Source organism: Kosakonia oryzendophytica (genome assembly GCF_027886705.1).
Classification (GTDB): domain Bacteria; phylum Pseudomonadota; class Gammaproteobacteria; order Enterobacterales; family Enterobacteriaceae; genus Kosakonia; species Kosakonia oryzendophytica.
On sequence record NZ_CP115659.1, the window covers coordinates 2,884,352 to 2,897,190 of the forward strand.

Here is a 12,839-nt window from a genome sequence, read left to right on the forward strand (position 1 = left end):
CGGCAAGAGAGTGTTGATGCAGGGTTAACATGGCAAAAACGGGGCTTAACAGGTAATATTTGAACATATGCCGCATTTATCGCAGTGCGGCATCGTTTTTAGCACAAGGAAAAACTCCTTCCTGAACGGTTGTTCCATTCTCTCTTATAACTACAAAACAATATAAAGGTGTTCTCGTGCAGAAGTATGTTACAGAAGCGCGTCAGTTACTGGCACTCGCCTTGCCGGTCATTGTTGCGCAGGTCGCCCAGACTGCAATGGGCTTCGTTGATACAGTCATGGCGGGTGGCTATAGCGCCACGGATATGGCCGCTGTCGCTATTGGTACCTCTATCTGGTTTCCCGCTATCCTCTTCGGTCACGGTCTATTGCTGGCAATGACGCCGGTAATTGCCCAGTTAAACGGCTCCGGACGTCGCGATCGCATCGCTCACCAGGTGGGTCAGGGTTTCTGGCTGGCGGGCATTGTGGCGGTGTTGATCATGATTGTGCTGTGGAATGCCGGTCATATCATTCATGCGATGCATAACATCGACCCGATTCTGGCGGAAAAAGCCGTGCGTTTTTTACGCGCGTTGATGTGGGGGGCGCCTGGCTATCTCTTTTTTCAGGTGATGCGCAACCAGTGCGAAGGTCTGGCCCGCACTCAGCCTGGCATGGTGATGGGCTTTGTCGGCTTGCTGGTAAATATCCCGGTAAACTATATCTTTATTTATGGTCATTTCGGTATGCCGGAACTGGGCGGCGTCGGCTGCGGCGTAGCAACCGCATCGGTCTATTGGGTGATGTTCATCTGCATGCGGATGTATGTAAAACGCGCCCGCGTCATGCGCGACATTCAGCACGCCCAGCGTTTCGCTAAACCCGATTTCGAGGTGCTAAAGCGCCTTGCGCAACTGGGGTTGCCCATTGCGTTGGCCCTGTTTTTTGAAGTCACGTTGTTTGCGGTCGTGGCCCTGTTGGTGTCACCGCTGGGCATTGTCGATGTGGCGGGTCACCAGATTGCGCTTAACTTCAGTTCGCTAATGTTTGTTCTGCCGATGTCACTGGCCGCAGCGGTGACCATCCGGGTGGGCTTCCGTTTGGGCCAGGGATCCACGCTGGATGCCAAGACCTCGGCGCACACCGGGTTGATCGTCGGTGTGTGTATGGCAGCGGTGACGGCGGTTTTCACCGTGCTGATGCGCGAACAAATCGCCCTGCTCTATAACAAAAACCCGGAAGTGGTGACGCTCGCTTCGCACCTGATGTTGCTGGCGGCGATTTACCAAATCTCCGACTCCATTCAGGTGATTGGCAGCGGTATCCTGCGCGGCTATAAAGATACGCGTTCGATCTTTTTTATCACCTTCACCGCCTATTGGGTGCTGGGGCTGCCGTCTGGCTATATTCTGGCGCTGACCGATCTCGTGGTCGAGAGAATGGGCCCGGCCGGTTTCTGGATGGGCTTTATTATTGGCCTGACGTCTGCAGCAATCCTGATAATGTTGCGAATGCGCTATCTGCAACGCCTGCCTTCGGCAACGATTTTGCAGCGAGCCGCACGTTAAAATGGCTGTAGCCGCCAGCTGGCGGCTACTTTCACAGCGTTTTGTTCAGTTGTTCCGCAATCGCGTGAATTCAGGAATAAATTTGCCATTTTCCGCTTGCCACTTCTCCGACCTGCCGCTAATATTCGTCCCCGTTGTCAACCACAACACTGCGTTCATAGCTCAGTTGGTTAGAGCACCACCTTGACATGGTGGGGGTCGTTGGTTCGAGTCCAATTGAACGCACCATTCCTTCTCAGTGCGTCCGTAGCTCAGTTGGTTAGAGCACCACCTTGACATGGTGGGGGTCGATGGTTCGAGTCCATTCGGACGCACCATTCTTAGTAACTCTCAGTTTTTCTTCCGCTTTTTCATTTCAGCATAAACATCACCGCCACGCCGATTGCGCCTTAGCGACAGTGATAATGCAACTTTCCCGTATGCGTTGAAAAAAACAGGCATAAAAAAGCCGCACCTTTCGGCGCGGCTTTTCGCGTTACAGCCTGGCGATCAGAATCCGACTTTCAGCGTGATTTGACCGCCGTAACCGCCGGTGCCAGCGTCGTTGATGCTCCGGGTATAGCCTGCCCGCACACCGAGGGTAACGTTATCGCGGATCTGGCCATCGATACCGACATCCAGTGCTGCCGCTGTCCCGTCCTGATCCGGATTAAATGCGACCTCGCTGCCTGCTACGCCTGGCGCGTTGACGTTCAGCGTGCCCTTCGAATCGAAGGTCTGGATAAAGGATGGACGCACCCACCAGCTTACCGGTACGGGTTTGCCTGTCTCTTTCAGCGTCGCGTTATTGCCCAGACGCAAACCAGCACGTACTTGCTGGCTGTGACCGTCGCCGAACTGCACGTTTGCAACGTCATCATTACCCTCTTTAAGGTTCACTCCGCGATACTGGTACTGGACCTGCGGTTCCAACACCAGGCCGCCGCCAATCTCAAACGGCAAACCGGTTTCGAAGGAGCCAAGGTAGCCCCAGCCGTGGGTTTTCAGGCCATCTCCGTCGCGCGGGTTGGTATCGAAGTTGTGGCGTGTCCCCTGGGCTACCACATCCATCCACCAGCCACTCTCATGCACACCGTTGAGGTAGAGGCCGCCGCTGTAAGCGTCGTCACGTACCGTACCGGCTTTCGATTTGTTGTTGCGCTGCACATCGACGGCAGAAAGTCCCGCCGCACCGTACACGCCAACGGTCCATTCCATGGTGGAGGCCGATCCCTGCCACAGATCGCTACCGATCTGCAGGAAGGTATAGCCGCCTTTACTGTCCGGCGTGTTGCCGCTACGCAAATCATTGCTGCCGTGATCGTGGCTCATCTGGCCGGCCTGGAAACGGGCCCACATGTTGCTACCACTTTCGGCTGCGGTACGCGCCGCATAGCGACGTGCATCCAGCGAGCCGAGCAGCGCACTGTCGTAGTCCATAGCCTGAGCATAGATGGAGTTATAGAGATACATTGCCGAACGGTAGTTCTGCGGGCCGTTCTCGTTGCTACCCGCATCAGCAGTCGTCAGATACCAGCTTTGGTCGGCGCTGCCCTGTTGCAGGGTGTAGTTATATGCACCTGCCTGCAGGCTGCCGCTGAGACTGAAGGCATCATCGGTCGTAGTCGCACCGTTGATAGCATTCACCACCTGAATGCCGTTGCCGGTAGTACGTGCACCCAGACCGCCCTGACTGCGGATGGCGATCTGTGTATTACCGGTCGCTGTACCGCCGTCCAGCACCAGGCTGTCACTCACTGCGGTATTGCCGTTAAACAGGGTGTTCAGGGTAATGGTGCCACCATTGCCTACCAGATTGGTGACAGTCAGGGTTTTCGGAACGAAGGTCCCGGTCGGTGCCTGGAAATCTATCGAGCCGCCGAGTGTCAGGTTATTGAGCAGGGAGTTAGCAGTCATCAGCCAATTTGAACCGGCATCAATGGTCAGATCTGTCGGGTCGATCATCCCGGTCAGCGAGGTGCCGTTGGTCAGCTGTAGTGAGGTGCCACGCTGGGCGATGATGTCGGTCACGGCATCCAGCCCGCTGAACACCAGGGTACCGCTCTGCAGATAGGTACCCCCAGATTGATCAAGCACACCGCTCAGGGTCAGCGTGTTATCACCTTCTTTATACAGCGTACCGTTGCCGGAAATGGCCGCGTTAATGGTGTTGTTGCTGGTATCAGTGGTGATATGCAGTTCGCCGCTGTTGTTAACGCTACCGGCAAGCGTAGCGCCGTCGTTGACTTGGGTTACCCCAGTCAGCATACCGCCCTCGGCAACGCTCAACGTACCGTTCTCGCTTACTACGGTATTGTTGGCAGTGCCATCTGCAGCAACCAAGAGTAGGCCGCCATTTTCAAGCAGTACGTTTTCCGCAACACTATTGGCAATGGAGAAACTGCCAAGCGCGTTGGTGCCGGTGAGCGAGGTGTCAGTGCCTGCCATCAACGCTGCGCCGCTATTGAGGTTGATATTGGTGACCGTTGCGCCATCTTCCAACGCCAGTATGCCGCCGCGCTCAATCGCTGTCAGATCCGCCACGCCCCCGGCGCGAACGAACTGGGCGCCGCCTTTGCTAACAGTAGTAGCAATAGCCGTGCCGCCGAAACTGACGCTTTGGGTGCCATTTTCACTGACGGTGGACGAGGCGACGGTGCCGCCCTGATTGACCACCTGATCACCCACCACCATATTGTCGATAACGATCGCGCCGTCATTAACGTTCTGGATCCCGCCTTCACGGATGATAGTGGAGATGACCGTCCCGCCGCTGCTTACGTTCTGGGTGCCGCCATCGTTAATGGTGGTGCTAATGGAGGTCCCTCCGTTAAGCACGTTCTGGATCCCGCCGGCCTGGATGACAGCAAGTACCGATGAACCCCCGCTGTAGATATTCTGGATGCCGCGCTCGTAGAGCGTCGTGCGAGTCGCGGTCCCGCCCCGGTAGATATTCTGCACGCCGTTCGCGGAAAGTTCGGTATCAACCGCACTGCCGCGCACATTCTGCTGGCTGGAGTTGATCATCGAGGTTTTCACCGCCGTTGCACCCGCAGCGATATTCTGCACCGCAAAATTATCCATCAGGGTGTTTTCCGCGCGCCCACCGCTGTAGAGGTTCTGGATGCTGTTGCGGTTACGGGTATCGGTCACCACTGCGCCATCATAAATACCCTGCACTGCACCGTCGCTTAGCACAGTAGAGGTCGCGGCACCTCCGTCATAGATGCGCTGCTCTGCATTGGTGATTTCCGACCCGGTGGTAGTGCCGAAGACCTCTTGAATGCCGCCATCAATTACCACAGAGACTTCAGCATTGGCGTTTTTGTTAATCACCTGACGCCCGCCGTTTTTCACGATGCTGACAATCGAGGTTCCGTCAACCACTTGTAAACCGCCATCAATAAAGGTGAAATCAGTAACGCCGCCTGAGGCAACGTTTTGTCTGCCGCCAGTGGAGATGGTCCCACCGTAGGTGTAACCGCCCGAATTAACGTTCTGTACCCCCCCTTTCTCGACGCGTGTTTCAAAGGCTTGCCCGCCGCTGCCGATATTCTGCGTACCGCCCAGCAGGCGCGCAGCAAAGGATTTTGCGCCGTTATTGATGTGCTGCTCACCGCCGTTCAACACGGTGGAGATCGCCACTGCGGCGTTGCTGAGGATCTGCGTTCCGCCAGCGTTAATGACGCTCTGGCGTGACCAGCCGTACGGGTCAACGATTTGCAGGCCACCGTTATTAATCACCGCGTCGAACGATTGCCCGTCGACACGCTGTACGCCGCCGCTGTTAATCAGTGTGCCGCTGGCCTGACCGCTCTTGGTCACCAGTTGTACCCCGCCGTCGCTGATGCTGGTGCCAGACGCAGAGCCTTCTACCAGTTGAGTACCACCGCCGAACACCGTGCCGTCAGACGCCGCCCCACCGAGGCTGATGTGCTGCACACCGCCGCTGTTCACCGTGGTGCCTGCCGCCAGGCCACCTTTATTCACCAGTTGGGTACCACCGTTGCGCACCACCGCCGACGTCGCGTTGCCATCGACGCTCTGCACACCGCCGCTGTTGATCAGGGTGCCGACCGCTTTCCCGCTGGTGGTGACGATCTGATAGGCGCCATCATTCAGGCTGGTACCCGACGCCGTACCCGCCACCACCTGTTTTCCGCCGCCGAAGATGGTGCCACCAGCCGCCGAGCCGCCGAGATTGATATGCTGCAGGCCGCCGCTGTTCACCGTGGTGTCTGTCGCTAGGCCACCCTTATTCACCAGTTGAGTGCCGCCGTTGCGTACCACCGATGAGGTGGAATCGCCGTCCACGCTCTGAACACCGCCGCTGTTGATGATGGTGTTGGTGGTTTTGCCGGTAGCTTGCACAATCTGCAGACCGCCATCGCTGATGCTGGTTCCGGACGCGGTTCCTGCCACCAGTTGTTTGCCGCCACCGAAGATGGTGCCATCAGACGCCGCGCCACCAAGGTTGATGTGCTGCAAACCACCACTGTTGATGATGGAACCTGCAGCCAGCCCCCCCCTGTTCACCAACTGCACCCCGCCGTTGTTCACGACAGCAGAAGTCGCTGAACCATCAACGCGCTGCAGACCGCCGCTGTTGATGAGGGACCCAGTAGCAAGACCGCCCACCTGGACGTGCTGGATGCCGCCATCGCCGATGACCGTGTCATCCGCCAACCCGGCTACCTGCTGCGTTCCGCCCAGCAGTGTCGTTTTGGAGGCCGCACCGTTGGCACGCACAATCTGCACGCCATCTTTATCGACGCGAGTGTTGTTCGCATGACCGCCGCTGCGGATCACCTGTTTCCCGCCGGTGTAGACGATCGTGCCATTAGCCGTACCGTCAACATCCTGGAAACCACCGTCATAGATTTTGCTGTCAGTCGTTTTCCCGGTAACGTGAACCTGCTGCACACCACCAGAGTCCACACGAGTGTTGGATGCCGTACCTTCAACAATCTGGGTGCCGCCAAACAGCAACGCATCCGAAGCAGCGCCACCTTCGTTGATGTGCTGCAGACCACCGGAATTAACCAGCGAGCCCGTGGCAAGCGCGCCGGAGTGGATCAGTTGAACACCGCTATCATTGACCACGGCGGAGATCGCCGTGCCGTCTACCGCCTGTGTGCCACCGCTGTTGATGATGGTGTCGGTGGCTTTACCGGTGGCCTGGACAAGCTGGTAAGCGCCGTCGTTGATGCTGGTACCGGAGGCCGTGCCGGCAACAACTTGCCGACCGCCGCCAAACACCGTAGTGTCGGACGCAGCGCCGCCTTCATTGATGTGTTGCAGGCCGCCGCTGTTAACGGTAGCGTTATCCGCCAGCCCGCCACGGTTCACCAGTTGGGTGCCGCCGTTATAAATAACCGATGAGGTGGCTGTGCCATCCACGCGCTGTAGGCCGCCATCGTTGATCAGCGATCCGGTGGCGCTACCGCCAACCTGCACGTGTTGTACGCCGCCTGCACCGATAATGGTGTCTGCCGCCACCCCCGCCAGTTGCTGAATACCGCCCAACAGCGTGGTGAAAGCAGTTGCCCCGCCTGAGAGCACATTCTGAATACCGCCACTGTTAATCACTGCGCTGGAGGCAGCACCGCCGCTGCGGACTTTCTGCAGACCACCGTCATTCACTTCTGCTGAAAACGAGACACCATCGACATCCTGTTCGCCGCTGGCGTTAACTACCGCATCACTGCTCATGCCACTGGCGTGAATCTGTTGCAGCCCGCCGTTATTGATGACGGTGCCAGAGGCGGTGCCTTCTACCAATTGTGTGCCGCCGAGCAAAATGGCATCGGATGCCGCACCGCCTTCGCTGATATGTTGCAGCCCACCGGTGTTCACTACGCCGCCTGTGGCCAGCCCGCCGCGATTAATCTGCTGCGTACCGCCAGCATTGACGATAGAGGAGATGGCCTGACCGTCTACAGTCTGCGTGCCACGATTGTTGATGATGGTACCGGTAGATTTACCGGTTTTTTGCACCAGCTGCGCACCACCATCGTTGACGCTGGTGCCGGATGCGGTTCCCGCAACAACCTGGGTGCCGCCACCAAACACTACGCCGTCGGAGGCTGCCCCGCCCTGATTGATATGCTGAACCCCGCCGCTGTTCACGGCTGTGCCCGCCGCCAGCGCGCCGCTATGCACCAGTTGGGTACCACCGTCGTTGACAACTGCGGAGATCGCGGTGCCGTCTACGGTTTGTGTGCCGCGGTTGTTGATGATAGTACCGGTGGCTTTGCCGGTTTGCTGAACCAGCTGTGCGCCACCGTCATTGAGGTGCGCACCCGATACCGTGCCGGCCACGACTTGCTTGCCGCCGCCAAAAATGGCGGTGTCAGCAGCGGAACCGCCGACGTTAACGTGCTGAACGCCGCCGCTGTTGACCGTCGCGTCCTGAGAAAAACCACCGCTGTTGATGAGCTGGATGCCGCCTGCGTTAATGACACCCTGAGCAGAATTGCCGTTAACGGCTTGTACACCGCCATTGTTAATAATCGTCTGGCTTGCCACCCCACTCTGTAGCACAGTTTGCACACCGCCAGCACCGACAATGGTGCCATTTGCCCTACCGGCGACCGCCTGCTTGCCACCGCTGTTAAGTTGCGAACCTGTTGCCGTCCCGTCCACTTCAACAATTTGTGCCCCGTCAGTGATAACGGTCCCGGTCGTCTGACCGTTCTGACGCACAATCTGCGAACCGCCATTCTGAACGTGGGTATCCACGGTCTGGCCGCCCGCCACTATCTGGGTACCGCGGTTGCCAATAGTATGGTTGGTGGCTAACCCACCGGTGCGCACGTTCTGTACCCCCTCCTGTACCACCTCATCCCGCGTCGAACCAGTGACATCCGGGGTGAACGCCATCGCCCCGCAGCTTGCAAACATGCCGCCCACCGCCGCCGAGATCAACACCGCGCCACTTGCACGCTTGCCTTTCGCCCTGGTCAGTTCTGAAACCACCACGAACGCCCGCTGAATGTCATTCCACACCAGCCGGTAACTGCAGTTAAGACTTTTCTTCATTTTAATGTCCTCGAAACCCTTCCCTCATCCGTCAGGCGGCGTGTTGATCGGGGTCTGCAAATGCTGTTGTTTTGATGCCAAAGGGATCGCTTTGCAGGGCAATCAGCCGACGAAGATGGCCGATGACCTGCTTGCCAGTGATAAAACGTGTGCATTCGTACTGGCGTTCCGTGCCTTTGTGGCGCGGACACCAGAAATAGTCCTGATGATCAAAATTAAACCGCACGTCATCCCAGCAGCCGTTGCAGACATGCGTGTTGATGACGCGCCAGGGGGTATGAAATTCGCTGTTAGGCAGGCTGAATCCACTGATTAGCACCACCGGAATACGGCAGCCCCAGGCAAGCCAGGAGAGACCGCTGCCGAGGCCGATAAAGAATTCGGCGTGCTCCAGCAGCGCCACGCGGTCTGCGAGGGGCAGATTGCCGGTGAAATCTTCCGCGCCGTGGGGGATTTTGTTCCAAATGTAACCGCGCCCTACCACGCGCTCTTTGTCGATACACAGCACGCGGTAGCCCTGCTCTTTGAGATAGTCGATCACTTCATGCCAGCCGCTGCCGTTGTTCCAGAATTTGGCTTGGCTGGTGGACTGAGTCGCAATGCAGACGTAGGGTTCGGCGATACGACGTGAGCTACGCTGGCGCAGATCCGGAACGATTTCGGTGGGGTCGACACCGAGAATATGACCGGCGCTGCGGTGCAGACCAACGGCTCGAAAATCAAATGGTTGCTTGTTGAGATCGCCGTGAAAAAACAGCCCGACGCGCCAACTGGCATAGGGCGGCTCGCTCACGCCCGGCCCGGTCTGCCAGGCTTCAGGAGTAAAACAATTGAGTTGTGGATAGACAGGTTTAAAAAGATCGACGATGGGCTGTGCCATGGTGCAATCAACGTTGCACTGGTACGTCTGTCGAAAGCGTTCGGCGTAAGGTACCCAGCCAATGAGATCGCCCAGCGTACCGCAGGGAAATGAGACCAGCACCTTTTTGCCGTGCATATCCAGAACGTGATCCAGCACGGGTTCCGACTGAACACCGTCCCAGACTCGCAGACGAAACCGCACATAATACTTTTTTGTGCTGATCACCCAGCCCTGTGCGACATCGTCGGAAAAGAGGATATTTCCCGTTTCTTCATCGCTTATTTCTACCCGCCAGTTGCCGGGCGGTAACAGTAACCGGGCACCGTCATTAAAATCATACAGGATACCCATTGGCCCCTGCTGAGTAGGGAATTCTGGCGGTGAAATAAAAGCATATCCATGACCAACCACTGCGGAAGTCGTCATCGCCCAACCTTAATCATGAGTAAAAGCATTAAATAAGGCTGGCAGTAAATAATAATCAGGCACCAGCCGACCTCCGGATGCAATAATCCAGAGCGAATGTCTTCATAAATTTATTGAGTCTCATTAAGAGTCGATTAATGGTAGTAATAAGGAGACTTATTGCAAATTCTTTCTAAAATTTAAGATCTCTGTATATCAATAACTTAGTTTTTTTATTGTATTTAGGCACCCTTCACTTAACATAGAAAAAACAACGAGTTAAATCTCAGGAAGAGCAAATATTTTAGGATTATCCTTAAAGCAAACTTAGTGCAAAAAAGTGATATCTACTGAAAATATGAAATATATCCGCGCCTCTTCAGGTAGCCTCTACGAGAATATATCCACCTCGTTAAGATCACAGATGGAGTAAAACCAATCCGCCTCGCTAGTTATTTAAAAAGCGAGCCAGCGCACTCTTTTTTATTTAATTCTCACCTATGTATTTTTACGTCAAATAATAAACGGAACAATCCGATTGATTATTTTTAACGCAACAAAAAGGTGAGAATAAATCAATCTGTATGCAGCAGAGAAATAACGTTGCCGTCGAGTGGGTCAAACTGATGTCAACACTATGGCCAGGCCCCATACCGCCTCGCTTATGCAACGGTTGCGCAATTTTGTGATAACGGTTACACAACAAAATGATGATGACGAGAAATTCGAATTTTGAAACAGCGTTTTTAATTCCTTTCTGTCAAGGTGGACGCTATAATGCCGCCATCCTAATTTGAATGGATTCAGCTGATTGAACTTTAAAACAAATAACTCACATCAATTTTTCCCCGAGCTGGCTGAATCTCAGGCACACATTACTCTGCACGCTTTTTTGATGTCACCTATCCTTAGGCTGTGGCATCGCTCTTTTCGCAACACAGGTTTGACTCCGGAGCCGTGCGCTACCCGGAGCGTGATTTCCATATCCTTCTCAACTCAAACTTAAAGACCAGAACTGTCATGAAAAAGACCAAAATTGTTTGCACCATCGGTCCAAAAACCGAATCCGAAGAGATGCTGGCGAAGATGCTGGACGCGGGCATGAACGTCATGCGTTTGAACTTCTCTCACGGCGACTATGCGGAACACGGCCAGCGCATCAAAAACCTGCGCAACGTGATGAGCAAAACCGGTAAAAAAGCGGCGATTCTGCTGGACACTAAAGGTCCGGAAATCCGCACCATCAAACTGGAAGGCGGCAACGATGTTTCGCTGAAAGCGGGCCAGACCTTCACCTTCACCACCGACAAATCCGTTGTGGGTAACGCTGATACCGTTGCGGTGACCTACGAAGGTTTCACCACTGACCTGAACGTTGGCAACACGGTGCTGGTGGACGATGGTCTGATCGGCATGGAAGTGACTGCCATCGAAGGCAACAAAGTTATCTGTAAGGTACTGAATAACGGCGACCTCGGCGAAAATAAAGGCGTTAATCTGCCGGGCGTTTCCATCGCCCTGCCGGCGCTGGCTGAAAAAGATAAGCAAGACCTGATCTTTGGTTGCGAACAAGGCGTTGACTTTGTTGCCGCATCCTTTATCCGTAAACGTTCTGACGTGGTTGAAATCCGTGAGCATCTGAAAGCGCACGGTGGCGAACACATTCAGATCATCTCCAAAATCGAAAACCAGGAAGGCCTGAATAACTTCGACGAAATCCTCGAAGCATCCGACGGCATCATGGTTGCGCGTGGCGACCTGGGCGTTGAAATCCCGGTTGAAGAAGTGATCTTCGCGCAGAAGATGATGATCGAAAAATGTATCCGCGCGCGCAAAGTGGTCATTACTGCGACCCAGATGCTGGACTCTATGATCAAAAACCCGCGACCGACCCGCGCTGAAGCTGGCGACGTGGCGAACGCCATCCTCGACGGTACCGACGCAGTTATGCTGTCTGGCGAATCCGCAAAAGGTAAATATCCGCTGGAAGCTGTGACCATTATGGCTACCATCTGCGAACGTACCGACCGCGTGATGACCAGCCGCCTGGACTTCAACAACGACAGCCGCAAACTGCGCATTACCGAAGCCGTATGTCGTGGTGCGGTTGAGACGGCTGAAAAACTGGAAGCCCCGTTGATTGTGGTTGCAACCCAGGGCGGTAAATCCGCACGCGCAGTACGCAAATATTTCCCGGATGCCACTATTCTGGCGCTGACCACCAACGAAGTGACCGCGCGTCAGCTGGTGCTGAGCAAAGGCGTTGTTGCGCAGCTGGTGAAAGAGATCTCCTCTACCGATGATTTCTACCGTCTGGGTAAAGAAGTGGCGCTGGAAAGCGGCCTGGCGGCCAAAGGCGACGTTGTGGTAATGGTTTCTGGTGCACTGGTTCCAAGCGGCACGACCAACACGGCCTCTGTCCACGTTCTGTAATATAGTCAAACATTACAGACTGATTAAAAAAGCGCCCTTGCGGCGCTTTTTTTATATTCCGGTAACCACTCAAAATAAAAAATCAAATCGGATTTCACTATTTAAGCCCGGCATTATCTAAGATGAATCCGATGGAAGCCTGCTGTTTTAACACGCGTTTTTTAACCTTTTATTCAAAGTCGGTGCTTCTTTGAGCGAACGATCAAATTTAAGGGCATTCCCATCAAAAAAATATTCTCAACATAAAAAAGTTTGTGTAATACTTGTAACGCTACATGGAGATTAACTCAATCTAGAGGGTATTAATAATGAATCGTACTAAACTGGTACTGGGCGCGGTAATCCTGGGTTCTACTCTGCTGGCTGGTTGCTCCAGCAATGCTAAAATCGATCAGCTGTCTTCTGACGTTCAGACTCTGAACGCTAAAGTTGACCAGCTGAGCAACGACGTGAACGCAATCCGTTCCGACGTTCAGGCTGCTAAAGATGACGCAGCTCGCGCTAACCAGCGTCTGGACAACCAGGCTCACTCTTACCGTAAGTAAGAGTTCCTGTGTTGAAATGGCGCA

At 54.9% G+C, this 12,839-nt stretch carries 6 protein-coding genes and 2 tRNA genes; 6 read left to right on the plus strand and 2 right to left on the minus strand.

Features of this window, described 5'->3' with window-relative positions; all coding sequences use genetic code 11:
- Positions 1-176 precede the first annotated feature (176 nt).
- From mdtK to O9K67_RS13940, 3 genes are all read left to right on the plus strand, one after another.
- Positions 177-1,550 carry an MdtK family multidrug efflux MATE transporter gene (gene mdtK, locus O9K67_RS13930; RefSeq protein ID WP_061495278.1) on the plus strand — a complete coding sequence of 458 codons (1,374 nt, stop codon included), beginning with the start codon at positions 177-179 and terminating at the stop codon, positions 1,548-1,550.
- 151 nt (positions 1,551-1,701) lie between these two features.
- Positions 1,702-1,778, plus strand: a tRNA-Val gene (locus tag O9K67_RS13935).
- A gap of 12 nt (positions 1,779-1,790) precedes the next feature.
- Positions 1,791-1,867, plus strand: a tRNA-Val gene (locus O9K67_RS13940).
- A gap of 172 nt (positions 1,868-2,039) precedes the next feature.
- Here O9K67_RS13940 and O9K67_RS13945 read toward each other — a convergent pair.
- Complete coding sequence (locus O9K67_RS13945; protein ID WP_061495275.1) at positions 2,040-8,570, minus strand: AIDA repeat-containing protein; 6,531 nt, start codon at positions 8,568-8,570, stop codon at positions 2,040-2,042.
- A gap of 31 nt (positions 8,571-8,601) precedes the next feature.
- Complete coding sequence (locus O9K67_RS13950) at positions 8,602-9,858, minus strand: autotransporter strand-loop-strand O-heptosyltransferase (protein ID WP_061495269.1); 1,257 nt, start codon at positions 9,856-9,858, stop codon at positions 8,602-8,604.
- Between the two features lie 874 nt (positions 9,859-10,732).
- Between O9K67_RS13950 and O9K67_RS24835 the strand changes: the two genes are divergently transcribed.
- The 3 genes from O9K67_RS24835 (at position 10,733) to O9K67_RS13960 (ending at position 12,815) form a co-directional block, all read left to right on the plus strand.
- Entirely contained in the window at positions 10,733-10,843 is a 111-nt protein-coding gene (locus O9K67_RS24835; RefSeq protein ID WP_420843405.1) for a hypothetical protein, read from the plus strand.
- Positions 10,844-10,857: 14 nt separating this feature from the next.
- Positions 10,858-12,270, plus strand: a complete 1,413-nt coding sequence (pykF, locus tag O9K67_RS13955) for a pyruvate kinase PykF (protein WP_061495266.1) — start codon at positions 10,858-10,860, stop codon at positions 12,268-12,270.
- Positions 12,271-12,578: 308 nt separating this feature from the next.
- Positions 12,579-12,815 carry a major outer membrane lipoprotein gene (locus O9K67_RS13960; RefSeq protein WP_007374746.1) on the plus strand — a complete coding sequence of 79 codons (237 nt, stop codon included), beginning with the start codon at positions 12,579-12,581 and terminating at the stop codon, positions 12,813-12,815.
- Positions 12,816-12,839 lie beyond the last annotated feature (24 nt).

Coding starts and splice junctions, on each gene's coding strand:
- pykF (WP_061495266.1), top strand. CDS start 10,858: ATGAAAAAGACCAAAATTGTTTGCACCATCGGTCCAAAAACCGAATCC.
- O9K67_RS13950 (WP_061495269.1), bottom strand. CDS start 9,858: ATGACGACTTCCGCAGTGGTTGGTCATGGATATGCTTTTATTTCACCG.
- O9K67_RS24835 (WP_420843405.1), top strand. CDS start 10,733: ATGTCACCTATCCTTAGGCTGTGGCATCGCTCTTTTCGCAACACAGGT.
- O9K67_RS13960 (WP_007374746.1), top strand. CDS start 12,579: ATGAATCGTACTAAACTGGTACTGGGCGCGGTAATCCTGGGTTCTACT.
- O9K67_RS13945 (WP_061495275.1), bottom strand. CDS start 8,570: ATGAAGAAAAGTCTTAACTGCAGTTACCGGCTGGTGTGGAATGACATT.